We start from the raw sequence: 22863 nt of genomic DNA, 5'->3' as shown, positions 1-22863 counted from the left end.
CTTGACGAACGTGTATTCGTTCGATATATCGTACAACGTTCATCTCGCAAATGGAACGCCCCATGTCATTCCTTCGATCTCAAGAGCCATTTCCAGCTTTCAAGTCCGGATTTCTAGACATCACTCCTTTGTCCTTTGGTGTGGCCCTATATGGGGCGGCCTTTGGCCTGCTCGCGGCACAGGCGGGCATTGATACGCTGCAAACCGGCGTTATGGGGTCCACCGTGTTTGCGGGGGCTTCACAGATCGTCGCAGCAGAGCGTCTGGTCTCGGGCGCCGGGGCTACCGCAGCGTTAATCGCAGGGCTGGCACTGAACGTCCGTATCCTGCTTATGACCGCCTCGCTGCGTGAAGAGTTCGCGGGCCGCCCACTCTGGCAGATCTTGCTGGGTGTCCACATGACGACCGACGAAAACTGGGCACTGATGCATGCCACCCGTGCACAGGGCCGACCCGCCGGGTACTGGTATCTGGTTGGCGGCGGCGCATCACTGTTTCTGGTCTGGATCACCTCGACACTGTTGGGCGTCAGCTTTGCTGCGATGCTGCCCGAACCCCGCGCCATTGGAATGGATTTTGCCTTTACCGCCGCATTTATCGCCATCCTGTGCAGCCTATGGCGCGGCAAAGGCGATGCGCTACCTTGGTTAGCCGCTGTCGCCAGCGCCGGCGCTCTAACGCTGTTTGCTCCAATTGAACCCTCTTGGGCCCTAATCTGTGGTGGAATAGTCGGGGCCGCCACCGCCGGGGTGTTCTGCAATGGCTGATCAATGGTTCGTTATACTGGGCCTGGCCATCGGTACATATGCCATCCGATTGGGCGGCTACGTGTTGGGCGCGCGTCTCCCCACCAGTGGGGCATGGGCCCGCGCATTCAACGCCTTGCCCGGATGCCTGATCGCGGCCTTGATGACAGTCACACTGGCGCAAGGAGGCCCGGCAGAATGGGGTGCGGCGGGTCTTGCCTTGATCATCGCTTTGCTGACCCGGAACCTCCCCTTAACCATGCTGACCGGGATTGTCGCTATATGCTCGTTACGGGCGATTATGTGATGTACAGCCGAACCGGTTAATACTGTGCCGATCAGATGCATTCTGCATAGCACTCACTATGTCTTGTAATCGGGACTGCGTTTATCCAGCAGTCGGACCAACCCGGCCCATTCAGTTTTGCCATTGTAATTGTAATGCTCTGACCGGGCCATCTGATCTTGATAGCGCGCCACTTTTTGCGGGTCGATCAGGTGCAGTTTCCGACCCATGGACAGCGTCTTGATTTGGGTCGAACATGTCTGACGCAAAAAATACGCTCTGAAAAACGCCTCAGCCGCAGTTTCACCCAGCGCATAATAGCCATGGTTTCGGCTGATCAAAATCTGATGCTGTGCCAGTGTTTGGATAAAGTGGGCACCAAACTCCTCATCCTCCTCAAACTCATATTCGATATATCCGGTGATGTTCCCCAAATATACGGCGGGTTGGCTCAGCGGTAAAATACCGTCTTCAATGGATCCCACGGCCATCACCTCTTCCTCATGTCCATGAACAAAGAAATTCGCATCGGTGCGTGATCCCAAAATCCACTGACAAAGGTTTTGCACCCCATCATTGAGCCACGGGCCTTCCGGGTCCACCGGCTGACCATCGGGGCCAATCTTGATCATCGCTGAGGCGGTCGCCTCCTCCCAAAACATACCATAAGGATGGACCAGATAGTGATCTGGTTGGTCCGGCACACGGGCTGCAATTGCCCCGTTGGCCAAATCAGACATGCCATAATGTGCAACAATACGAAACGAGGCGGCCAGATCGATGCGTGCCTGCCATTCGGCTTCTGAACAATCAAGCGAGGATTGGGACTTTGGTTGGTTCATGACAGCACTCCTCTTTCAGGTCATCCTGAGATCCAGAGCAAGGCATGTCGCGCAATTTAACGACGGGCATATGTCGTAAAGTTTGTGTCCCATTCGTAAGGTTGAATGGGACACAATTCAGGATTTGATTGTCGATCAGACCGACATGCAGATGTATTTCATCTCCAGATAGTCTTCGATGCCGTGATGGCTGCCTTCGCGACCCAGACCGGATTGTTTGACGCCACCAAACGGCGCCACCTCGGTTGAGATGATACCAGTATTCACGCCAACGATGCCGTATTCCAAAGCTTCGGCCACCTTGTAAACGCGGCTCAGGTCATTGGCGTAGAAATAGCTTGCCAGACCAAAGATCGTGTCATTGGCCATGGCTATCACATCATCCTCGTCCTCGAACTTAAAGAGCGGCGCCATCGGGCCAAAGGTCTCATCCTGCGCAACCATCATGTCTTGTGTCACGCCGGTGACAATTGTCGGTGGCAGAAAATATCCCTCACCCTCAAGCGGCTCACCACCACCCAGCAGGACCTCGGCCCCTTTGGCTTTGGCGTCTGCAACATGTTCTTGCACTTTGATGATCGCATCATTGTTGATCAACGGGCCCAAAATTGTGCCCTCTTCCAGACCATCGCCGATTTTCATCTGCGAGACTTTTTCGGCTAGTTTCTTGGCAAAGGCGTCATAAACACCCGCCTGCACATAGATCCGGTTGGCACAAACACAGGTCTGGCCGTTGTTGCGGAACTTACACAGGATAGCACCATCAACAGCAGCATCCAGATCGGCATCATCAAACACGATGAACGGCGCGTTACCACCCAGCTCCATCGAGCATTTCATCACCGTATCTGCCGCCTGGCGCATCAGGATCCGGCCCACTTCGGTCGATCCGGTAAAGGTCAGTTTGCGCACGGCGTCGTTTTCGCAGAACTCTTTGCCAACCTCGGAAGACCGCGACGATGTCACGATGCTAAAGACACCTTTCGGAATGCCAGCGCGCTCAGCCAAAACACCCATAACCGTCGCTGACAAAGGCGTTTCTGCTGCTGGACGACCAACAAAGGCACAGCCTGCCGCCAGCGCCGGGGCCGCCTTGCGGGTAATCATCGCGTTGGGAAAGTTCCAAGGCGTGATCGACGCGGCAACCCCAATCGGCTGCTTGATCACGGTAATGCGCTTGTCACGCTGGTGACCCGGAATAGTCTCGCCGTAGATCCGTTTGGCTTCTTCTGCAAAGAACTCGATGAACGACGCGCCATAGCCAATCTCGCCTTTGGCTTCGGCCAGTGGCTTGCCTTGCTCAGCAGTCAAGATGATCGCCAGATCATCGGCATTTTCCATCATCAGATCGAACCACTTGCGCATCACGCCTGCGCGTTCTTTACCGGTCCACTTGGCCCATTCTTTCTGCGCCGCTTGTGCCGTGGCGATGGTATCCGCGACCTGTGCCCGCGACATGTCGGCAACATTGGCAATCACATCGCCGCGTGCCGGGTTTTTGACCGGGTATGTACCGTTGTCACCCTCGACCCATTCGCCACCGGCATAGGCCATTTCAGCCAGCAGGCTGGGATCCTTCAACAGTGATTTCAGATTCGTCGCAGTCATGGCGCACCCCTTGCATGTCATATGTATTTTAATCTCGCAAAGCCAAAGCATCTTGCGTAAGGCTTGTCCAGTATCACTTTTGGGGAACAAAATGAACTGGGATGATGCCTATGCCAACGCCCCCTATATTCCGGGGGCTGATGCCTATCCAGAACGCTGGGCCGCGCAGGCGCGTGAATACCGCGCGGTGTTGCGTGCAAAAGGCAAGGCCGAGACCGGCATTTCCTATGGCGACAGCAAACGTCAAGCGTTTGATCTGTTTCTGCCAGACACTGAATCCAAGGGCTTGGTGATCTTTGTCCATGGCGGCTATTGGCTCAAATTCCACCGCACTTTCTGGTCCCACCTCGCCGCAGGTCCCCTTGCGCGCGGCTGGGCGGTGGCAATGCCATCTTATGATCTGTGCCCCGATGTGCGGATTTCTGACATCACCTTGCAGATCGCACGCGCTGTGCAAAAAGCAGCCGCGCTTGTTGATGGCCCAATCATCCTGACCGGCCATTCTGCCGGAGGGCATCTGGTGGCACGAATGGGGGCTGGGGGGATGCTGTCCGATGATGTCAGGGCACGCATCCAGCACATCATCCCAATCTCCCCCGTTTCAGACCTGCGCCCCCTGATGAACCTGTCGATGAACGCCGATTTCAAACTGGACATGGCAGAAGCAGAATCTGAAAGCCCGGCCTTGATGCCCGCGCCAGACATTCCGGTCACCGTCTGGGTTGGCGCCGATGAACGCCCTGTGTTTTTAGATCACGCCCGTTGGCTCACCGAAGCATGGAATGCCAAACATATCATCGATCCCGGCCTAAACCATTTCAACGTGATCGAGGGATTATCTGAAGCAAACAGCCCCCTGACAAACGCATTGCTAACGTAATTCGTAGGGTGGGTTTTCAACCCACCTTGTGACCAGGGTGGTGGGCTGAAAACCCACCCTACATGATCATCAATCCCGAGGCGCCGCCGCCCGGCGCAACCGGTCATTAATCGCCAGACCCAAACCGACCTCCGGGATGGGCGACACGGCGATGCCTGTCGCACCTTTGGCATCCAATGCATGCAAGTGGTGAAACAGATTTGCGGCGGCCTCAGTCAGATCACTTGCCGCGGACAGGTTCAGATCGCAATCAACATCGCCAAACCCGATCATCAATTCACCGGTCATTCGCACTTCAGCATTCAACCGCACCGCTGCACCGGGCGCATAATGCGATGTCATCTGCCCCGGGGCACTCAATTGTGCGCCCTCAGCATGATGGCGCAATTTCATCTGCAGTGCCGCTTCGATCACTTCAGCAGGCACCCCACCAGGGCGTAGCAAAATGGCATCATCCGCCAACCCGATGATTGTTGATTCCAACCCCACATCACAGGCCCCACCGTCCAGCACCGCCTCAATCCGACCGTTCAGCCCCGCCAGAACATGCGCCGCAGTTGTTGGGCTGATCCGCCCCGAAGGGTTGGCCGAAGGTGCCGCAACCGGGCCGCCGAACTGCTCCAGCAACTCCTGCGCCACTGGATGTGCCGGCACCCGAATCGCCAATGTCGATAAACCCGCCGATACTAAAGGTGAAATACCCGCATCGCTCCGAATCGGCAGCACCAATGTCATCGCTCCGGGCCAGAAGGCCGAGGCAAGGACTTCCGCCTCATGCGACCATTCGACATAGGTCTTAGCCACCTCAGCCGAGGGCACATGCACGATCAGCGGATTGAACTGCGGACGACCCTTAGCCTCAAAAATACGGGCTACGGCACGATCATTGCGTGCATCGCCACCCAATCCATAGACCGTTTCTGTTGGCAATGAGACCAATCCACCACTTACTAGAATGGCACACGCCCGTCCGTAACCGCCATGATCGGCTTGCAATATTTCGGTCTCTAGCTTCATTTTGAATTTCTGACGCCGCGTTTCGGTTGATGATGGCCTAGGCTGGATTAGTCTAAGGCAAGGTTAAGATTGCATATAGGCCGTCATGCTGGTTGCCAAGTCATATGCACGCTGTGAATTGCTGGAGAGCACAATGCCATACCGCGCCCCGCTTGAGGACTATCAGTTCCTGTTTGATCATGTTGTCGGCTTGAAGCAGGTATCCGAGACCGAGACATTTTCTGAGGCCAGCCCGGATCTGATCACCGCGGTTCTTTCTGAGGCTGGGAAGATGTGCGAAAACGTACTTGCTCCATTGCAGCGCAATGGCGATCTACATCCCGCACATCTGGAAAACGGCATAGTCCGCACAAGCCCAGGATTTGCTGACGGATACAAGGCCATCGCCGAGGGTGGATGGATTTCAATCAGCGCCTGCCCAGAATCGGGCGGCATGGGTTTGCCACTGGCCATCACCACCGCCGTCAATGAGATGATGAGCGGCGCCTGCCTGTCGTTGCAGCTCAACCCACTGATGTCGCAGGGCCAGATAGAAGCGTTGGAAAAACATGCCAGTAACGAGATCAAGGCGCTCTACCTACCTAAGCTAATCAGCGGCGAATGGTGCGGCACGATGAACCTGACCGAGGCGCAGGCCGGCTCGGACGTTGGCGCGCTGCAAACCAAGGCCGTCGACAATGGCGATGGCACCTATGCCATCACCGGGCAAAAGATCTTCATCAGCTGGGCCGACAACGACTTTACTGAAAACGTCTGTCACCTCGTGTTGGCTCGACTGCCCGATGGCGGCCCCGGCACCAAGGGCATCAGCCTGTTTATGGTGCCCAAATTCATCCCCGATGAAAACGGCGTACCCGGAACGGCCAATAGCCTGAATGTGGTCAGCCTTGAGCACAAAATGGGCCTGCATGGCTCGCCAACTGCAGTAATGCAATATGACGGCGCAACCGGTTGGCTGGTCGGTGAACCTCACGGTGGCATGCGCGCCATGTTCACGATGATGAACAACGCCCGACTGGGTGTTGGGGGCCAAGGGATTGGCGCAGCCGAAGGCGCCTATCAACACGCCCTAAGTTACGCATTGGAGCGTAAGCAAGGCAAAACCCCAGTTGAGAGCGGCACCGGCACCATTGCGGATCATGCCGATGTGCGCCGCATGTTGACAACCATGAAAGCCGAGGTGTTTGCTGCTCGCGCCATAGCTCTGTCTTGCGCCGTCGCCATCGACATGGAACACGCCACAGGATCTGGCGACTGGGCTGCTCGCGCAGCCTTCCTGACACCAATTGCCAAAGCCTACGGCACAAACATCGGGATGAGCGTCTCGGAAATGGGTGTACAGGTGCACGGAGGCATGGGCTTCATCGAGGAAACCGGCGCGGCGCAATATTACCGCGATGCCCGCGTCACTGCAATTTACGAGGGCACCAACGGCATTCAGGCGATGGATCTGGTCGCCCGTAAATTGATGGATGATGGAGAGGCTGCCAACGCATTGTTGGACGAAATCGAGGACTTCGCTGAGGCCGCTCGTGCCAGGTTACCTGAACTTGCTGAACCAGTCTGGGAGGCCTGTGAAACCTTGCGCGAAGCTGTAGATCAAATGGTCACCCAGTCCGAGCTGAACCAGCGCTTTGCAGGTGCCGTACCCTTCCTGCAAGCCTTTGCCCGGGTGTTGGGTGGCTATGTACATCTGCAAGCCGCAATCGCCGAAGGTGGCGAGGGGCCGCGCAGCAAGTTGGCGAAATTCTTTATCACCCGCCTCTTGCCTGAACATGCCGGCTTGCTCATACATGCGCTAGCCGGGGCCGATGATCTTTATGCGTTGTCCACCGACGAATTGGCAATGTAACAGGTCCGGATAAAAGATGCTCAAAACCCCATGGGACACTCCGCCCGCTCACGGAGAAAGCGTTACTGTTGCTGATGGGGTTCTCTGGCTGCGCTTACCCCTGCCGATGGCACTGGATCATGTCAACGTCTATGCAATTGACGAGGGTGACAGCTGGAGCATCGTTGACACCGGCGTGCGCACCCGCAAAACTATCGCCCTGTGGGAACAGATTTTGAGCGGCCCACTACAGGGGAAACCCGTAAGCCGGGTGATCCTGACCCACCATCACCCTGATCATATCGGCATGGCAGGCTGGCTGATGGAGCGGTTCGGAGCCGAACTGATAATGAGCCGCACCTCATGGCTCATGGCGCGCATGTTGCTGCTGGACATCGAAGAGCGACCAACCGCGCAAGCCGTCACCTTCTGGACCCGCGCTGGCATGGACCCTGCCATCATCGAAGCTCGCATAAACGACCGCCCATTCAATTTCAGCGATGTTTGCGCCCCGATCCCAGTGGGATATACCCGCATCAAACAGGGCGATACGTTTTCCGCTGGAGGCCGGACGTGGGATGTTCACACCGGCAATGGCCACGCGCCCGAACACCTGACACTTTGGAGCCGGGATGACAATCTGGTCATCGCAGGCGATCAGATCATCTCATCCATCAGCCCCAACATCGGCGTCTACCCAACCGAACCCGAGGCCGACCCGCTCTCGGATTGGCTCGAAAGCTGTGAGCGCCTGGCCAAGCTCGCGCGCAAAGATCATCTGGTGCTGTCCGGGCACAAGCTGCCTTTCACCGGTTTGCCTCACCGCATGGAGCAACTAAGCGAAAATCACCACGGCGCGCTAAAACGCCTGCGCCAACATCTTAGCGAACCGCGCATCGCCTCCGACTGCTTCACCCCACTCTTCAAACGCAAGGTCGACAGCGGCACATATGGGCATGCTTTGGTCGAAGCGGTTGCACATCTTAACCATCTGCATCAGGCTGGAGAGGTAACCCGTATCGCCCGCGCCGACGGGGCCTGGGTCTGGCAGATGAAGGATTGAACATGAACGAGAAAATTGAGACCTCCGCCGAACTGGCAGAAGCCGCGGCAATGCCGCGCTGCCATGAAGTACATGCCGATCCGGAACGCTGCCCGCCAGAGCAACCAGAAAATGTGGTTAAAAAACCCGTTGAGCAAAAAAGCCCGGCACAATGGGCCTATGAACGGCTGATCATGTACATCCAGAACTTTGAGAAAACACTGGATAACGAGCACGAGGTCGCGATGGGCTTTACTGGCGGAGATGCTGGCGTTCTGCGGATCGAGGGCATGGGCTATTTTGACCCCGATGTGATTACCTTTTATGGCAGCGATCCATCGGGCGCAAAAACCCAGCTTGTTCAACACGTCAGCCAACTCAGCGTCATGCTGCGCGCCTTGCCCAAGCAGGTAGAACAGGCCGAGCCAAACAGGATTGGCTTCCGTCTGGCACAGGATCTGGAAAAAGCCTGACGCTAAGATCAGCTTGGGTGGTGACAGACCGCCTGAAATACAGTATCCAGCCGAAAATCTGAAATTGTCTTCACTCAAGAAATGGATCCGACATGTCCGAACATAAACATGGTGAAATGAACATCGAAGTTCAGGAAAACGCGTTTAACGGCTTTGTAAAAGCTACGACCTATTCCTGTGTTGGGATCATCTTGTTCCTGATCTTGCTGGCGATTGTCGGCGGCTGATCACAGCATTCAATCTGTTTCAGGGGGCATCATGCGTGGTGTAACTTTTGCGCTTTGCGCGTTTGTGATGCTAACCGGCTGTGTTGGCGAATCGATCTGGGCCCCCGACGATGTGGTGGCCAAATCGATCTATCGCCACGAGGGCCCGCCCAAGCTGACCCTGTACACCATGATCAACAACCGCACCGGCAAAGGCGCGCACACATCGTTGATGATCAATGGGTCACAACGGATCATTTTTGACCCCGCCGGATCGTTCAAACACGAAACCATCCCAGAGCGAAACGATGTAATCTTTGGCGCAACGCCTGTGGTGGCCGATGTCTACACCCGCTATCACGCACGCCAGAGCTTTCACGTTGTCGTGCAGGAACTAATTGTCACCCCGCAGCAGGCGGAAAAGGCGATCAATATCGTTATGAATTACGGGGCTGTGGCCAAAGCCCAATGCGCCCACGGCACATCACGTGTGCTGGCGCAGGTGCTTCCTGGCCAAGTGTCGCCAACATGGTATCCCAAACAACTGGCCGAAGAATTCGGAACCATTCCAGGCGTTCGACAAAAAGAACTGTTTGAATACGACAGCGACGATAATAGCAAGGTGCTCGAAGCATGGGACCCTGCACGCTATAAAGCGCAGCAATAATTCATCGCCACCGCTCTAAACGTGTATGCTCATTTCGCTTACATTGTCGCTATATTCTCTAAAAACATGCCAAACGGTAAGCGCTGACACAAAAAAGCCAAAATTCCCAAAGATTTTTTTGGCTTTGCGACTGATGTTATTGTATATTTCATTCAGAAGCACTTGTTCAAAGCATATTTAAACGAATTGGGGATAGTATGAAGTTTAATCCTATTGCAACTGGCACGTTAATCGCTGCTCTTTTCGCATCAACATCCGCATGGGCCGCAACAGTCAATGTATCATATTCCGGGGACTTCGACGAAGATACCGTTCTTGCTGAAGATGGGCTGCCTGCAGGTGATTATGATACAATCGGCGGGCTGGAGGATGTCGCCCTTTTTCAATTGATCGAAGGAACCAACCTCTTCCACGGTTCTATCGAAGCCCCGCATGACACCGCTGACGTATTTAACATTGAAATCGCAGACGGCTTCCGGCTCATCGGAGCTAGCATCCTTTGGGGCATCAACCTGAGCCCCATCGATAACCCCTATCAAAGCACGCGATTGCAAGGTGCCGATGGCGCCCCGAGCTGGCATGTCGAGGAAAGTTCAGTCACACCCGAAATTTTCACCATTGATAGCCTGCTGAATGGCCCTTGGGGTGATGAAGTCGCAACCTTCAATGCACCCACGCTGGATGTGGGGCCTGGCATTTATCTCAGCACGCTTCGCGACAACGGCGGAACTTGTGCAATAAAAAATTTACCCGGAAGTGATGGCTTTTTGCATCCGACGTGCGTCGACGGCATTGATTACACAATGAGCTTTATGGTGGAACGTGTTAGCACCACCGCCCCGGTTCCGGTTCCCGCATCTTTGCCACTATTGCTGGCTGGTGTCGGCGGGATTGCAGCGATCTCTCGCCGCCGTCGTAAAATAGCCTAAAACTATCGCATACAAAAAATAGCGTCATGCGGGCAACATCAGTTGCCCGCTTTTGTTTTGGCCGATGCTCATATACCGGCCCTTACGTTTTTCAGAGTGTTGGCTCTTATTTGAACTTCTTGATCTCACCCGACTGCAGGCGCGACATGTAGCTGTGCAGCTCCCGTTTGACGATTGGCATCAGGAAGTAGAGGCCAAGAACGTTCACAACCGCCATGGCGAAGATCGCCGCATCAGAGAAGTCGATGACTGGGCCAAGGTTGGCTGCCGCACCGATGACAACGAAGATACAGAAGATGACCTTAAAGGTTAGCTCTTTGCCCTGCCCTTCGCCAAACAGATAGGTCCAAGCCTTGAGGCCGTAGTAAGACCAACTGATCATGGTTGAGAAGGCAAACAAGATCACAGCAAGCGCCAGAACATATTTGAACCACCCAAAGGCTGACGAGAACGCCGCCGAGGTCAGCGCAACACCTTTGTTGCCATCAACGGTCTGAATAGTGCTGGCACCTTCGTCCAGCAGATAAAGACCGGTGGTTGGATCCTGAACCAGCTGACCGGTGATGATGATCACCAGCGCCGTCATGGTACAGATTACAACCGTATCGATGAACGGCTCCAGCAGGGAGACAAAGCCCTCAGTGATCGGCTCTTTTGTCCGCACAGCGGAGTGCGCGATCGCGGCCGAACCAACGCCCGCCTCGTTCGAGAACGCCGCCCGCTTGAAGCCCTGGATCAACGCCCCAACCATACCGCCGGCAACGCCCGCACCAGTAAAGGCCCCGTCAAGGATCTGACCAAAGGCCCAACCGATCTTGTCGATATTCATCAGCAAGATCACAAGTGCGGCCAAAACGTACAGGACACCCATAAATGGCACGACCTTTTCTGTCACGCTGGCGATAGATTTCAATCCGCCGACAATCACGGCAAAGACGATACCGGCAAAGATCACACCGGTGATCCAACCAGGGTAGTTTCCAACAACGTTGGTGATCTGCGCATGCGCCTGATTGGCTTGGAACATGTTGCCACCACCAAAGGCCCCCAGGATACAAAAGATCGAGAACATGACCGCAAGGATCCTACCGCCCGGAATTCCGCGTTCGGCAAAGCCTTTGGTCAGGTAATACATCGGGCCACCGGAAACGGTGCCGTCTTCGTATTCGTTGCGGTATTTCACGCCCAGCGTACATTCAGTGAACTTTGACGCCATGCCCATCAGGCCCGCCATGATCATCCAGAATGTGGCACCCGGCCCACCGATTCCGACAGCCACGGCCACCCCGGCAATGTTTCCAAGGCCAACGGTGCCAGACAGCGCGGTTGCAAGCGCCTGAAAGTGGCTGACCTCGCCCGCATCGTTGGGATCAGAGTAGTCACCTTTGACCAACGATATTGCGTGCCCAACTGCACGGAACTGGATGAACGCAAAATACAATGTGAACACTGTCGCCGCGATCACCAACCAAGCCACGATCCACGGGAATGATGTCCCCGGAAATGGGCTGAAGATAAAGCTGACAAACCAGCCGGTTGAATTGGCAAAGATCTCGTTGACCTTCTCATCAATTCCACCCGTTTCTTGGGCAAATGCAGGCACTGTCATTGCGCTCGTTATCGCGGCGCCAAGACATGCCTTTTGAATATTCTTAATCATTGTCCCTATCCTGTATTATTTTTGATTAAGGTACGATTGTGCACGGCACTGGCGACGTCTGAGCCAATGTGCCCGCCACAGATCCAAAGACCCGCGAGCTCAACCCGTCAACGCCATCACGGCCAACGACCAGTTGGTTGGCGTTTGCATCTTTAGCGATTGCGCACAGAACCTCGGCGATCTTGCCATAGCGGATCTCTGTTTCAACCGTGACACCTTTATCCGAAAGCTCAGCTGTGATCGGATCCATCACTGCTTTTTTGGCGCGGCTGATCTCTTGCTGGCGACGCTTGTGTCGCTCTTCCAGCTCTGTTGGTGTCAAAAACGAATACGGTGACCATTCCAAAACATGGGCTACCACAACAGATCCACCCTGCGTTTTAGCCCGCTGAACCGCGAAATCCAACGCGCGTTTAGCAGAGTCGCTGCCGTCATATCCAACGACAAATTTATCAGACATAATTATCCCCTATAAGTGTATGTATCTTTTCGACACAGCCCTTAGTAACATATCATGAATGAGAAACTTTTCGTAACTTCCTTGAAGTTGATAAATTATTCGGAAATGGCATTACGAATTTATCATTTTGAGAAAATTTCCTGTGGATATAGTTGATCCCCACATACTTTCCATTCTTCAAAAAGATGACAAAATCTCGATGGCACGTTTGTCGGAAATGATTGGGCTGTCCATGCCAGACGTTCTGGAGAGCCATCGCATTTCAGGGACTCATGTTGCCCCCCAGCCACCCCCGCCGGGTGTTTCCATACCGAACACACTACCAGAAGGCAGGTCGATCTCATCATTGCCCGCCATTTCCCTGATCTCGCCATCCGGCAGCTCGGCCCAGTTGCGGCCAACCACACCAGCCCCGCCACCATCCACACCAAAGGGTGGGATGATCCGGTGATTGCTCAGTGTTGTGACTGTCACCGGAGACAGGAACCGCATGCGCCGCACCACACCATGACCGCCGCGCCATTCACCGGCACCACCCGATCCATCGCGCACGCCAAAATCCTCTAACCGCACGGGAAACCGTTTTTCCAACACTTCAGGATCGGTCATCCGAGTGTTGGTCATATGGCTTTGCACCGCGTCACAGCCGTTGAAACCCGGCCCGGCCCCGGTGCCGCCTGCAATGGTCTCGTAGTTCTGGAACTCATCGTTACCCCAGACAAAGTTGTTCATCGTCGCCTGCGATCCAGCAATCACGCCCAGCGCACCATAAAGCGCGTTACAAGTCGCCTGTGATACCTCGGTATTGCCCGAAATCACCGCCGCCGGATAAACCGGGTTCAGCATCGATCCTTCAGGAATAATAATCTTAAGCGGCTTCAAACACCCTTCGTTCAACGGAATATCCGCCCCCACCATTGTGCGGAACACATACAGCACCACAGCGCCGCAAATCGATTTGGGCGCATTATAATTGCCCGTGTGCTGCCCACTTGTGCCGGTGAAATCAATCACCGCCTCGCGGGCGTCGCGGTCCACACTGACCTTCACCTCAATCACCGCACCGTGGTCCATGTGATAGGTGTATTCGCCTTCCTTCATCCGGTCGATCACCCGGCGTACAGATTCCTCGGCATTATCCTGCACGTGGCTCATATAGGCACGCACCACATCAAGGCTGAAGTTATCGACCACCTTCAGCAATTCCTGTCGCCCGGTCTCATTTGCCGCAACCTGCGCTTTCAGGTCCGCCATGTTTTGCGCGATGTTCCGGCAAGGGTATTTGCAGGACGCCAGCACCGCCTCGGCCTCGACCTCCAGCAACGTGCCCTGATCCACCAGCTTGACGTTGTCGATCAACACGCCTTCTTCTTCGATATGTGTGCTATCGGGCGGCGCACTGCCCGGCGTGCGCCCACCAATATCGGCGTGATGCCCGCGTGACCCCAGCCAGAATTCTGGCTTACCCTCGACAAACACTGGCGTAATCACCGTCACATCCGGCAGGTGCGTGCCACCGTTGTAGGGCGAATTGAGCATATAGGCATCGCCTGGCTGTACATCCGGATTCAGCCGCATCACCGTCCGCACACTGTCGGACATTGACCCCAAATGCACAGGCACGTGCGGGGCATTGGCCACCAGATCGCCCGCCGCATCGAAAATCGCGCAGGAGAAATCAAACCGTTCCTTGATGTTCACCGACCAAGAGGTATTGGCCAGCGTCACCCCCATCTGATCCGCAACCGACATAAAGAGGTTGTTGAACACCTCCAACAGGACCGGATCGGCCTGCGTCCCTGCGGCCAGTTCCCGCGCCTTCGCCGTGACCCGCTCCAAAATCAAGTTGCCCATCTGATCAACTGAGGCGGCCCAACCGGGTTCAATCACATTGGTGCCGGTGGATTCTGTGATCACCGCAGGGCCTTGAACCGTCATCGACGGGTTCAGATTATCTCGTTCATAAAGCGGCACATCTTGCGCGCCACCCTCGACATGCATCGGGATCTGCGCAGTTGCAGCGCCATCGCCGTGAGGCAATGCAGGCTGCGGCGCTTGGCCTGTCTGGCCAATAGCTTCGACACTCAGCATCTCGAACAAGATCGCCCGCTCTGGCGAATGGAACCCGAAACGTTGCTGATGCACCGCCTCGAAATCAGCCTGCATCGCTGCAACTGCCCCAAACGGCACTTCCAACGCCTGATGCGAGCCGTCATAGCGCAGATGCGCCCGCCGCTCGATTCGGATTTCCGCCACACCCTGATCCGCCACTTCTTTTTTTGCCGCCTCTGCGATCTTGACCAAAGCAACCTCAGCCTGCGCCACATCCTCTAACGGCACATCCATCTGTACTTCACGCAAGGCGCGAATCTCAGCTAGCCCCATGCCGTAAGCACTCAACACCCCGGCGTGCGGGTGGATCAACACCTTGCGCATCGCCAAGGCATCCGCCACCAAACAAGCATGCTGCCCACCGGCACCGCCAAAGCATTGCAGTGTATAGCCGGTCACATCATGGCCACGCTGAACACTGATCTTCTTGATCGCATTGGCCATATTATCCACGGCAATCCGTAAAAAACCTTCGGCCATATCCTCGGGTGATCGTGCCGCTTCACCAGTCTCTTTCGCCACCTGTGCCGCAAGCGCTTCAAACTTCTCACGCACCACATCCTCATCCAATGGCTCATTGCCTTCAGGCCCGAACACATGCGGAAAATGTGACGGGTTCAGCTTGCCCAGCATCACGTTGCAATCGGTCACCGTCAGCGGCCCGCCACGGCGATAGCACGCTGGCCCCGGATCGGCCCCAGCACTTTCCGGCCCCACCTGAAAGCGCCCGTCGCGGAAGGTGCAGATCGACCCGCCCCCGGCGGCCACCGTATGAATATCCATCATCGGCGCACGCATACGCACACCTGCCACTTCGGTCTCAAAGCTGCGTTCAAACTCGCCTGCATAGTGGCTCACATCGGTCGATGTGCCACCCATATCAAAGCCAATCAACCGGTCATGGCCTGCGACCTCTCCGGTTTTCACCATGCCGACGATACCCCCGGCAGGGCCGGACAAAATTGCATCTTTGCCCTGAAACAGCCCCGCATCGGTCAGCCCGCCATTGGACTGCATAAACAGCAATGCCTCGCAGGCGCGACCTACATCCAGCGCCCCAGCCACCTGATCAACGTACCGCCGCAGAATTGGCGACAGATAGGCATCAACCACGGTTGTATCACCGCGCCCGACAAGCTTGGCCAGACGTGAGACCTGATGGCTGGCAGTAATCTGGGTGAATCCAATCTCGGCGGCAATCTCAGCCACCCGTTCCTCATGCGCGGGGTTCAGATAGGCATGCAGCCCAGCAATCGCCACGGCGCGTATGCCCTTGTCGTAGGCGGCTTGCAGCACCGCCCGCGCAGCATCTTCATCCAGCGGCTGCACCACGGCACCGTCTGCATCCAGACGTTCATCCAACTCGGCCACATCTTCATAAAGCAAATCAGGCCGCTTAATCTCCAGATCAAACAGGCGTGGGCGGGTTTGATAGCCAATCAACAACAGATCGCGAAATCCCTTGGTGATCAGCAGCGTCACCCTTTCACCCTTACGCTCCAACAGCGCATTGGTCGCCACGGTAGTGCCCATCTTCACGGCGCGGATGGAGCCATCAGCAAAATCACCGTCTTCTTGCATCAAATCCCGGATGCCCTGCACTGCCGCATCGCGATAACGTTCAGGGTTTTCGGACAACAGCTTATGCGTATGCACGCCACCCTCGGGATCAAGCGCCACGATATCGGTAAAGGTTCCACCCCGGTCGACCCAAAATTCCCAAGCGCCGCTCATTACCCCGTCCTCCGTGAAATGCTGTATGTGTGACCGGCCCACGTTTGGGTGCATGCGCTGAAATGTCAACGCTAGTGACGCCCAAATCGGCATTGAATTTCGCTAGGGTTTCTGCACATATCTTGGTTGATGGCAAAGGAGGCCCAGATGGACCTGCGCAAACTCACTGATGACGTCTCGGTATCCCCTCAGATCACGGCTGCGGACGTGCCTCATATCGCCGGGGCTGGCTTTCGCTCGATCATGTGCAACCGCCCTGATGGCGAGGAACCTGGCCAACCTGATTTGTGCGACATTGAAGCCGCCGCACAGCAAGAGGGTCTTGCATTCACCTGCGTGCCCATCGTTTCGGGTGGTGTCGGTCAAGACGACCTTAACGCTTTTGACAAGGCCCTGCGTGATCTGCCCAAACCCATTCTGGCATATTGCCGCAGCGGCACCCGTTGCACGATGATCTGGGCGATCACGCAAGCCGGACGCCTTGATGGGGATGAAATCATCAACTGCGCTGATAAGGCCGGTTATGACGTCCGTGCCGTCGTGGCCCAGATGCAGCGCAGATGACCCGCTGGATCGCTATCGGCCCAACCGGAAAAACCGTTACTGCCTACGCTTTGGAAAGTGGCACGCTCGTCACGTCCGCAACCGCGCCCACTGAATGCGCGGCACTGGCAGAGCTGGAGTTCGACGCAGAACAAACCATCCGCATCGGCGACGGTCTGCCAGCACGACTGCCGGCAAAACTGACCCCTGAAGACGGCCAAAGCCTGCCGGGTTTCGAACAGACCAGCCCACCCGACATCATTGGCGGCTGGATCCGCTTGTGGTGTGCCGGGTTCGCCGCTGACAAGCCCAACTGGGATGGCGTGATTTGTGCCATTTCAAGCGGGATTAGCCACTGGATCCACATCAGCGCGAACGAGGCGATCAGCTGCCAAAGCTTTCTCAGTCCCGGCCTGATCGATGCTTTCAACGGCGCCTTCCCACCTGCTGGCGATGCGATGTTCGACAGCCTCAGCCGCCCCGAGCGCCTTGCCGCCCATCTGCGTCAGGCGCAAGTTTCAGGCAACACTGCCGCCGTAACCGGCCACCTCATCGGGGCCGAACTGATGGCTGCCCGCCCTTATTGGCTTGGTCAAAACGTTATTTTGGTCTCAGATGAAGGAACCATCGCAGACGGTTACGCCATCGCGCTCGAGATGCAAAGCGTCCCGCACAGCACATGCAAAGCACAAGATCTGATCCCGGCAGGTCTGACCGCGCTGGGCAAGAGTCTGGGGCTTTTCGAGTGAGGCCACACCAAAGCGCACCATAAACATCCAGACTCGGTCTTGAAGTTACGCAGAATACGTAATAGTATAACATTACACAAAAACTTGCGCGACACATGACAAACACAGACCACCGTCTTCCCGTAACCTTACTCACCGGGTTCCTTGGTGCCGGGAAGACGACCCTCCTCAACTCCCTTCTCAAAGACAGCGCGGCGGGCCGCGTTGCCGTCGTCGTTAATGAATTCGGCGAGGCGGGCCTTGATCATGACCTGATCGAAACCTCGCAAGATGATATCGTGCTGATGCAATCGGGGTGCTTGTGCTGTTCAATCCGTGGCGATCTGGCGCAAACAATTGGCGACCTTCTGGCGCGGCGCAAATCAGGGAACGTGGCATTTGACCGGCTTGTGATTGAAACCACTGGTCTAGCCAACCCTGCCCCAATTTTGCAGACAATGCTGGTTGATCCGGCGCTGGCAGAAACCCTTCGGATGGATGGGGTTGTGACGATCGTAGACGCGGCGGCAGGGCCTGCGACATTAGACGTGCAGTTCGAGGCTGTTTCGCAGATCGCAATGGCGGACCTGATTGTGCTCAGCAAGGTCGATCTGGTTTCAAAACCCAAAGCGAAGTCCTTTCAGGATCGGTTGCGCAAACTGAACCAAACCGCACGCATTGTGCAGGCCACCCAAGGCAAGGTTCCTGTGAAGGCCCTGTTCGGATTGAATGGTTTACGGCGTGATGTAGCTGCCGCGCAAGCGTTAGACTGGCTGACCCCCGCCAAGGCAGACCCGCTGGCCAATCTCTCCGGTTTCGCGCCCTCCACAAAAGAACCGGCTTTTTCGCCACATGACCCACGCATACAATCGGTCTCGATGGTGTTTGAGGAGCCGCTAAAGGACGCCGCCTTTGATCTGTGGCTCGACACGTTGATTGCGCTGAAAGGCCCCGACATCCTGCGGGTTAAGGGCATTGTCTTTCTCGAAGAGATTGACCAGCCCTTCGTTTTCCACGGCGTGCAGCACATCTTTGATCCTCCAATACAGCTAAGTGATTGGCCCGCAGGTGATCAAACTTCACGCATCGTCGTGATTGCCAAAGACGTGGCCCGGGCAGAGCTGCAACGCAGTTTCGACATGCTGCGGGCAACACAAATCAGTCACAACACTCAAAGCGAGACAATGGCATGAACAGAAATTTAGGCGCGACGCGGCTCAAGCGTCGGCGGCGCGCGGGTGACCCAATGCAAGCCTATGATCGTCTGCCTCCAGAACTCCGCTCATGGCTGAGCACCGCAGCACGTCCATGGTCACCCCGGTCCTGCGCCAAGATCTGGGACAAAGCCCAGCGCGAAGGCTTGTCGCCTATGCAAATCGTGGACCGGTTGGCGCAAAGCGAAGTACGAGCCCTGACGCGCGACGCGCTTCAATTCTGATTCTGGGGATGCTTCGTCAAACCTGTTTCATTCCGGAAAACGCAACCTAAAGGCAGCCCCCTTTTGGCAGGGCACCAATTCGACATCCCCCCCAACGGTCCGCAACATCGTACGTACAATCGCCAACCCCATGCCGGTGCCACCTGCCTCGCGTCGTGTGGTAAAGTATGGGTCAAAAATCCGCTCCCGATTGCCGGGTGCAATTCCCGGCCCGTCGTCCGAGACCCGCAAAGACCGCTCTTCGCAGGTGATCATCACCTTCCCAGCCCCGTGAGCCGCTGCGTTTTGCACCAGATGCGTCAGCACCGCATGCAACGACTCGCGATCAATCGGCACCTCGCTATCACCTGCAAGCTCTATCTCGATATTCCCCGACAGCGCGGCCACCACCTCAGCGACCTGCACAGGCCCTCGGCCAACGGGTTCACGCGCGGCAGCCAAACGCCTGAGCGCTTTCAGCAGTTCATCCATTTTTTGTGACGATTGCTTGATCGTCGTCGCCAGCTGCGCCCGATCTTCGGCATCAACATCGCCTTCCAGCAACTCTGCCGCGCCAATCAAACTGGTCAGGGGGGATTTGAGCTCATGCGTCACATGATCAGTATAGGCGCGCAATCCAGCCTCGCGGTCTTGTAACGTGGTCGCCATATCCTGCATTGCGCGACCCAGCGCAGAGAATTCTGGCGTTCCAAAATGATCCGGCAGGGGTGTATCATCCCGGCCGTTTTTAAGCGCATCCGCATGGGCCGTCAGTGCATAAACCGGCCGCAAAACCAAGCGCCACAGTAAAAACCCCAGTATCAGGGTCGCAATCGCGGCCACCAATCCAAACAGCTGCGCTGTTTCCAACCAGCCCAAGATGCCGCCGGCCAAGCGCAGATATCCAATTCCGATCACCGGCAGACACAAGATCACCGCCAAGGTGCCGCCAATGACAAGCGCCAAAGGCGGGCGCCACTTTTGTCTTATCTGCTTTGACATGCACCCATCCTGATCCCGACCCCGTGTACGGTTTCAATCGCTTCATGACATCCCGCCTTGGTCAGCTTGGCTCGCAAATTGCGCAGGTGGCTGTCCAATGTCCGGTCCGAGATGTGAAACGACGGGCCGTATACAGCATCCACCAATTGCGCCTTGGTCGCCACATGTTCGGGGCGCGCCATCAGATGCGCCAACAGATCCATCTCGCGCCCCGTCAGGGCCAGGGATTCCCCGGATACCGTACACAAGTGCCGTTCGGGATCCAGCTTCAGCACGCCGCGGCTCAGTCCGCTTTTTGCTGGCTCCGGTCCAACCCGCTTCAAAATCGCCTTAATCCGGGCTGCCAGTTCACGTGGTGAAAACGGCTTTGACACATAGTCATCTCCGCCCAGCTCAAACGCCAACACCCGGTCGATCTCGTCGTCGCGTGCAGTCAAAAACAGCACCGGCGTTTCGACATCTTCACGCAAGCGGCGACAGACCTGTAGCCCATCCATCTCTGGCAGGCCAATGTCCAGCACGATCAGATCGATATTGCCATTGCGGGCCTTGGCCAATCCTTCTGCCCCATCTCCGGCCTCGCTCACCTCATGCCCTGCCTGTTTCAGCGTGATACGCAACACATCCCGAATCTGCGGGTCGTCATCGACAATCAATATTTTAGCCACAGCTGTTCCCGGCCCTTATTCTTTGGTACGCCCTGTCTGTACCATAGTCCCCATTCAACGCCCGGAAACAAACTGACGCAACCGGGAAAACATCGATACCTCAGACGTACTTGGGGTATGCGGAGAATGATCAACAGGCGCCAGATCGCCATCCATCCACCAGCCATCTTGCTGTAATTTACGGGGCACGCCACGTACGAGATAGAGTTTCATAAGTTTGTCCTTTCACTGCTCGTTTAGTTTCTTCCCCCTGAATAGCCCCCCAAACTGCAGCTCTGGCTTAGCGCTTCAGCAGTTTTTGTGCAGATCGCACAATCCTCTCCGCCTCTTGTCTCTTTCTTCCCGCTTTGCTTTAACGATCTGAACGCAAGATCCCGGAGGCCCCCAATGGTCGATATCGCCACCCGCGTGTGGAACCACAAATGGAAGATCGACCCGATTGTCAGGTCTTTGATCGACACGGATTTCTATAAACTGCTGATGTGCCAGTCGGTGTTTCGCAACAAACCCGACACGCAGGTCACATTTTCCCTGATCAACCGGAGCAAATCCATTCGTCTGGCCGAACTGGTCGACGAGGGCGAATTGCGCGAGCAGCTGGATCATATCAGGTCCCTGTCACTCAGCCGGGGCGAAAGCACTTGGCTGCGCGGCAACACGTTCTATGGCAAACGCCAGATGTTCACGCCTGAATTCATGGAGTGGTTTGAGCAACTCAGACTGCCGCCCTACCACCTTGAGAAACGCGATGGTCAGTATGAGCTCACGTTTGAAGGCTCCTGGCCCGAGGTCATGATGTGGGAAATCCCCGCCTTGGCGGTGTTGATGGAGCTGCGTTCGCGCGCTGTGCTACATGACATGAAACGTTTTGAACTGCAGGTGCTCTATGCCCGCGCCATGACCAAGCTGTGGGAAAAGGTCGATCAACTGCGCCCGATCGAGGGGTTGAACATCGCCGATTTCGGCACCCGGCGGCGGCATTCATTCCTATGGCAAGACTGGTGCGTGCAGGCAATGACCGAAGGCTTGGGGACAAAGTTCAAGGGGACATCAAACTGTCTGATTGCCAAGAACCGCGATCTTGAGGCGATCGGCACCAACGCACATGAATTGCCTATGGTTTACGCCGCATTGGCCAAAGACGATGCCACCTTAGCGCAGGCCCCCTACGATGTTCTCTCCGATTGGCACGATGAACACGACGGCAACTTGCGCATTATCCTACCCGACACCTATGGCAGTCAGGGCTTTTTTGACAATGCACCCGACTGGCTCGCTGGTTGGACTGGCATTCGCATCGACAGCGGCGATCCCGCCACCGGTGCGGAAACCGCGATCAACTGGTGGAAATCGCAGGGCGAAGACCCCAAGCAAAAACGCATCATCTTTTCCGATGGGTTGGATACAGCCAAGATCATCGAGCTACACAACCAGTTTGATGGCCGGGTCCAAACCTCGTTCGGTTGGGGTACGTTGATGACCAATGATTTCCGCGGCCTGACGACGGACGATTCCCTCTCGCCTTTCAGTCTGGTTTGCAAAGCGGTCAAAGCCAACGGGCAACCCACCGTCAAACTGTCTGACAACCCAAACAAAGCCATGGGCCCCGACGATCAGATCGCGCGTTACAAAAAGGTGTTCAAAGTCGGCGAACAGGACAAATTGGAGGTCGTGGTGTAAGACACCGCCCCTCTCTGTCTACCCGTACCACCCACACACAATTCGGTTGACATATGCAACCAATCAGCCGAATGCTCCTGCCCGATGGTTCCCGGGCGCACAGCGCAAACCGGGATGAAAAGGGAACGTGGTGCGGTGTAGCCTTTTAGGCGCCAATTCCATGACTGCCCCCGCAACTGTAAGCGGTGTGCCCCCCGAAAGACCACTGGGTGAAAACCTGGGAAGGTCGGGTGGGACTACAAGCCGCGAGTCAGGAGACCTGCCATCGAAACGCAACTTCAACCCGGGCGGGGTGCCTAGGAAGGATGCCAAGATGGCTTATTCGGCTTTTG

General features: G+C 56.1%; 23 protein-coding genes, 1 pseudogene and 1 riboswitch. Of the genes and pseudogenes, 15 read left to right on the top strand and 9 right to left on the bottom strand.

The features are described from left to right. Positions 1–62: 62 nt before the first annotated feature. Together D9A02_RS08405 and D9A02_RS08400 are read left to right on the top strand one after the other, a co-directional pair. Positions 63–767: an AzlC family ABC transporter permease gene (locus tag D9A02_RS08405; RefSeq protein ID WP_120500557.1), complete on the top strand. Its 705-nt coding sequence runs from the start codon at positions 63–65 to the stop codon at positions 765–767. Next, positions 760–1053 carry an AzlD family protein gene (locus D9A02_RS08400; protein WP_120500556.1) on the top strand — a complete coding sequence of 98 codons (294 nt, stop codon included), beginning with the start codon at positions 760–762 and terminating at the stop codon, positions 1051–1053. The genes D9A02_RS08405 and D9A02_RS08400 overlap by 8 nt, the downstream gene beginning before the upstream one ends. A 56-nt stretch (positions 1054–1109) precedes the next feature. On the opposite strand, the gene D9A02_RS08395 is transcribed toward D9A02_RS08400, so the two are convergent. Both D9A02_RS08395 and D9A02_RS08390 read right to left on the bottom strand, forming a co-directional pair. Continuing rightward, a complete protein-coding gene (locus D9A02_RS08395) occupies positions 1110–1874 on the bottom strand; it encodes a class II aldolase/adducin family protein (RefSeq protein WP_120500555.1) in 765 nt (254 codons plus the stop codon). Positions 1875–2009: 135 nt separating this feature from the next. Continuing rightward, a complete protein-coding gene (locus D9A02_RS08390) occupies positions 2010–3482 on the bottom strand; it encodes an NAD-dependent succinate-semialdehyde dehydrogenase (RefSeq protein ID WP_120500554.1) in 1473 nt (490 codons plus the stop codon). A gap of 91 nt (positions 3483–3573) precedes the next feature. Between D9A02_RS08390 and D9A02_RS08385 the strand changes: the two genes are divergently transcribed. Then, a complete protein-coding gene (locus D9A02_RS08385) occupies positions 3574–4362 on the top strand; it encodes an alpha/beta hydrolase (protein WP_120500553.1) in 789 nt (262 codons plus the stop codon). A 69-nt stretch (positions 4363–4431) separates the two neighbouring features. Here the strand turns inward: D9A02_RS08385 and D9A02_RS08380 are convergent, their stop codons facing one another. Continuing rightward, positions 4432–5379 carry an L-threonylcarbamoyladenylate synthase gene (locus tag D9A02_RS08380; protein WP_120500552.1) on the bottom strand — a complete coding sequence of 316 codons (948 nt, stop codon included), beginning with the start codon at positions 5377–5379 and terminating at the stop codon, positions 4432–4434. 133 nt (positions 5380–5512) lie between these two features. Here D9A02_RS08380 and D9A02_RS08375 point away from each other — a divergent pair, with 133 nt between their 5' ends. The 6 genes from D9A02_RS08375 (at position 5513) to D9A02_RS08350 (ending at position 10527) form a co-directional block, all read left to right on the top strand. Further along, a complete protein-coding gene (locus D9A02_RS08375) occupies positions 5513–7231 on the top strand; it encodes an acyl-CoA dehydrogenase (protein WP_120502446.1) in 1719 nt (572 codons plus the stop codon). A gap of 16 nt (positions 7232–7247) precedes the next feature. Continuing rightward, complete coding sequence (locus tag D9A02_RS08370; RefSeq protein WP_120500551.1) at positions 7248–8273, top strand: MBL fold metallo-hydrolase; 1026 nt, start codon at positions 7248–7250, stop codon at positions 8271–8273. A 2-nt stretch (positions 8274–8275) separates the two neighbouring features. Then, positions 8276–8725 carry a DUF6173 family protein gene (locus D9A02_RS08365; RefSeq protein WP_120500550.1) on the top strand — a complete coding sequence of 150 codons (450 nt, stop codon included), beginning with the start codon at positions 8276–8278 and terminating at the stop codon, positions 8723–8725. A 92-nt stretch (positions 8726–8817) separates the two neighbouring features. After that, positions 8818–8952: an aa3-type cytochrome c oxidase subunit IV gene (locus D9A02_RS08360; RefSeq protein ID WP_120500549.1), complete on the top strand. Its 135-nt coding sequence runs from the start codon at positions 8818–8820 to the stop codon at positions 8950–8952. 31 nt (positions 8953–8983) lie between these two features. Further along, positions 8984–9598, top strand: a complete 615-nt coding sequence (locus D9A02_RS08355; protein WP_120502445.1) for a hypothetical protein — start codon at positions 8984–8986, stop codon at positions 9596–9598. 197 nt (positions 9599–9795) lie between these two features. Then, complete coding sequence (locus D9A02_RS08350) at positions 9796–10527, top strand: VPLPA-CTERM sorting domain-containing protein (protein ID WP_120500548.1); 732 nt, start codon at positions 9796–9798, stop codon at positions 10525–10527. A gap of 106 nt (positions 10528–10633) precedes the next feature. On the opposite strand, the gene D9A02_RS08345 is transcribed toward D9A02_RS08350, so the two are convergent. Further along, positions 10634–12136, bottom strand: coding sequence for a sodium:alanine symporter family protein (locus tag D9A02_RS08345; protein WP_254054683.1), 1503 nt, complete (start codon positions 12134–12136; stop codon positions 10634–10636). A 76-nt stretch (positions 12137–12212) separates the two neighbouring features. After that, complete coding sequence (locus D9A02_RS08340; protein WP_120500546.1) at positions 12213–12647, bottom strand: universal stress protein; 435 nt, start codon at positions 12645–12647, stop codon at positions 12213–12215. Positions 12648–12789: 142 nt separating this feature from the next. Between D9A02_RS08340 and D9A02_RS19510 the strand changes: the two are divergent. After that, positions 12790–12885, top strand: a pseudogene (locus tag D9A02_RS19510) (winged helix-turn-helix transcriptional regulator); the annotation flags it as partial. 32 nt (positions 12886–12917) lie between these two features. Here the strand turns inward: D9A02_RS19510 and D9A02_RS08330 are convergent. Next, the gene (locus D9A02_RS08330) at positions 12918–16493 is read right to left on the bottom strand and encodes a hydantoinase B/oxoprolinase family protein (RefSeq protein WP_120500545.1); all 3576 of its coding nucleotides are present in this window, start codon (positions 16491–16493) and stop codon (positions 12918–12920) included. 147 nt (positions 16494–16640) lie between these two features. Between D9A02_RS08330 and D9A02_RS08325 the strand changes: the two genes are divergently transcribed. The 4 genes from D9A02_RS08325 to D9A02_RS08310 all read left to right on the top strand — a co-directional run bounded on the left by D9A02_RS08325 (position 16641) and on the right by D9A02_RS08310 (position 19202). Then, positions 16641–17057: a TIGR01244 family sulfur transferase gene (locus tag D9A02_RS08325; protein ID WP_120500544.1), complete on the top strand. Its 417-nt coding sequence runs from the start codon at positions 16641–16643 to the stop codon at positions 17055–17057. Beyond that, positions 17054–17785, top strand: coding sequence for a 2-dehydro-3-deoxygalactonokinase (locus D9A02_RS08320; RefSeq protein ID WP_120500543.1), 732 nt, complete (start codon positions 17054–17056; stop codon positions 17783–17785). The genes D9A02_RS08325 and D9A02_RS08320 overlap by 4 nt, the downstream gene beginning before the upstream one ends. A 95-nt stretch (positions 17786–17880) precedes the next feature. Further along, a complete protein-coding gene (locus tag D9A02_RS08315) occupies positions 17881–18957 on the top strand; it encodes a GTP-binding protein (protein WP_120500542.1) in 1077 nt (358 codons plus the stop codon). Continuing rightward, positions 18954–19202 carry a DUF6525 family protein gene (locus tag D9A02_RS08310; RefSeq protein WP_120500541.1) on the top strand — a complete coding sequence of 83 codons (249 nt, stop codon included), beginning with the start codon at positions 18954–18956 and terminating at the stop codon, positions 19200–19202. The genes D9A02_RS08315 and D9A02_RS08310 overlap by 4 nt, the downstream gene beginning before the upstream one ends. A 27-nt stretch (positions 19203–19229) precedes the next feature. Here the strand turns inward: D9A02_RS08310 and D9A02_RS08305 are convergent, their stop codons facing one another. The 3 genes from D9A02_RS08305 to D9A02_RS19200 are packed head-to-tail and all read right to left on the bottom strand — an operon-like array spanning position 19230 to position 21064. Next, positions 19230–20183, bottom strand: a complete 954-nt coding sequence (locus tag D9A02_RS08305) for an ATP-binding protein (RefSeq protein WP_120500540.1) — start codon at positions 20181–20183, stop codon at positions 19230–19232. Next, complete coding sequence (locus D9A02_RS08300; protein ID WP_120500539.1) at positions 20168–20851, bottom strand: response regulator transcription factor; 684 nt, start codon at positions 20849–20851, stop codon at positions 20168–20170. Before D9A02_RS08300 ends, D9A02_RS08305 begins: the two co-directional genes overlap by 16 nt. A 54-nt stretch (positions 20852–20905) precedes the next feature. Continuing rightward, a complete protein-coding gene (locus tag D9A02_RS19200) occupies positions 20906–21064 on the bottom strand; it encodes a hypothetical protein (protein ID WP_162933010.1) in 159 nt (52 codons plus the stop codon). Between the two features lie 174 nt (positions 21065–21238). Between D9A02_RS19200 and pncB the strand changes: the two genes are divergently transcribed. Continuing rightward, positions 21239–22531: a nicotinate phosphoribosyltransferase gene (gene pncB / locus D9A02_RS08295; RefSeq protein WP_120500538.1), complete on the top strand. Its 1293-nt coding sequence runs from the start codon at positions 21239–21241 to the stop codon at positions 22529–22531. Between the two features lie 68 nt (positions 22532–22599). Next, positions 22600–22813, top strand: a riboswitch (cobalamin riboswitch). Positions 22814–22863: the final 50 nt, after the last annotated feature.

This window comes from Roseovarius sp. EL26, from assembly GCF_900327775.1.
In the GTDB taxonomy this organism is placed as follows: Bacteria; Pseudomonadota; Alphaproteobacteria; order Rhodobacterales; family Rhodobacteraceae; genus Roseovarius.
This window is presented reverse-complemented; position numbering and strand designations above follow the sequence as displayed.

What these genes read in the sequence shown, in the direction of transcription:
- D9A02_RS08390 (WP_120500554.1), bottom strand. Translation starts at nt 3,482, where the DNA reads ATGACTGCGACGAATCTGAAATCACTGTTGAAGGATCCCAGCCTGCTG.
- D9A02_RS08340 (WP_120500546.1), bottom strand. Translation starts at nt 12,647, where the DNA reads ATGTCTGATAAATTTGTCGTTGGATATGACGGCAGCGACTCTGCTAAA.
- D9A02_RS08405 (WP_120500557.1), top strand. Translation starts at nt 63, where the DNA reads ATGTCATTCCTTCGATCTCAAGAGCCATTTCCAGCTTTCAAGTCCGGA.
- pncB (WP_120500538.1), top strand. Translation starts at nt 21,239, where the DNA reads ATGGTCGATATCGCCACCCGCGTGTGGAACCACAAATGGAAGATCGAC.
- D9A02_RS08355 (WP_120502445.1), top strand. Translation starts at nt 8,984, where the DNA reads ATGCGTGGTGTAACTTTTGCGCTTTGCGCGTTTGTGATGCTAACCGGC.
- D9A02_RS08360 (WP_120500549.1), top strand. Translation starts at nt 8,818, where the DNA reads ATGTCCGAACATAAACATGGTGAAATGAACATCGAAGTTCAGGAAAAC.
- D9A02_RS08380 (WP_120500552.1), bottom strand. Translation starts at nt 5,379, where the DNA reads ATGAAGCTAGAGACCGAAATATTGCAAGCCGATCATGGCGGTTACGGA.
- D9A02_RS08385 (WP_120500553.1), top strand. Translation starts at nt 3,574, where the DNA reads ATGAACTGGGATGATGCCTATGCCAACGCCCCCTATATTCCGGGGGCT.
- D9A02_RS08375 (WP_120502446.1), top strand. Translation starts at nt 5,513, where the DNA reads ATGCCATACCGCGCCCCGCTTGAGGACTATCAGTTCCTGTTTGATCAT.
- D9A02_RS08320 (WP_120500543.1), top strand. Translation starts at nt 17,054, where the DNA reads ATGACCCGCTGGATCGCTATCGGCCCAACCGGAAAAACCGTTACTGCC.
- D9A02_RS08310 (WP_120500541.1), top strand. Translation starts at nt 18,954, where the DNA reads ATGAACAGAAATTTAGGCGCGACGCGGCTCAAGCGTCGGCGGCGCGCG.
- D9A02_RS08365 (WP_120500550.1), top strand. Translation starts at nt 8,276, where the DNA reads ATGAACGAGAAAATTGAGACCTCCGCCGAACTGGCAGAAGCCGCGGCA.
- D9A02_RS08315 (WP_120500542.1), top strand. Translation starts at nt 17,881, where the DNA reads ATGACAAACACAGACCACCGTCTTCCCGTAACCTTACTCACCGGGTTC.
- D9A02_RS08305 (WP_120500540.1), bottom strand. Translation starts at nt 20,183, where the DNA reads ATGTCAAAGCAGATAAGACAAAAGTGGCGCCCGCCTTTGGCGCTTGTC.
- D9A02_RS08395 (WP_120500555.1), bottom strand. Translation starts at nt 1,874, where the DNA reads ATGAACCAACCAAAGTCCCAATCCTCGCTTGATTGTTCAGAAGCCGAA.
- D9A02_RS08400 (WP_120500556.1), top strand. Translation starts at nt 760, where the DNA reads ATGGCTGATCAATGGTTCGTTATACTGGGCCTGGCCATCGGTACATAT.
- D9A02_RS08330 (WP_120500545.1), bottom strand. Translation starts at nt 16,493, where the DNA reads ATGAGCGGCGCTTGGGAATTTTGGGTCGACCGGGGTGGAACCTTTACC.
- D9A02_RS08350 (WP_120500548.1), top strand. Translation starts at nt 9,796, where the DNA reads ATGAAGTTTAATCCTATTGCAACTGGCACGTTAATCGCTGCTCTTTTC.
- D9A02_RS08325 (WP_120500544.1), top strand. Translation starts at nt 16,641, where the DNA reads ATGGACCTGCGCAAACTCACTGATGACGTCTCGGTATCCCCTCAGATC.
- D9A02_RS19200 (WP_162933010.1), bottom strand. Translation starts at nt 21,064, where the DNA reads ATGAAACTCTATCTCGTACGTGGCGTGCCCCGTAAATTACAGCAAGAT.
- D9A02_RS08345 (WP_254054683.1), bottom strand. Translation starts at nt 12,136, where the DNA reads ATGACAGTGCCTGCATTTGCCCAAGAAACGGGTGGAATTGATGAGAAG.
- D9A02_RS08370 (WP_120500551.1), top strand. Translation starts at nt 7,248, where the DNA reads ATGCTCAAAACCCCATGGGACACTCCGCCCGCTCACGGAGAAAGCGTT.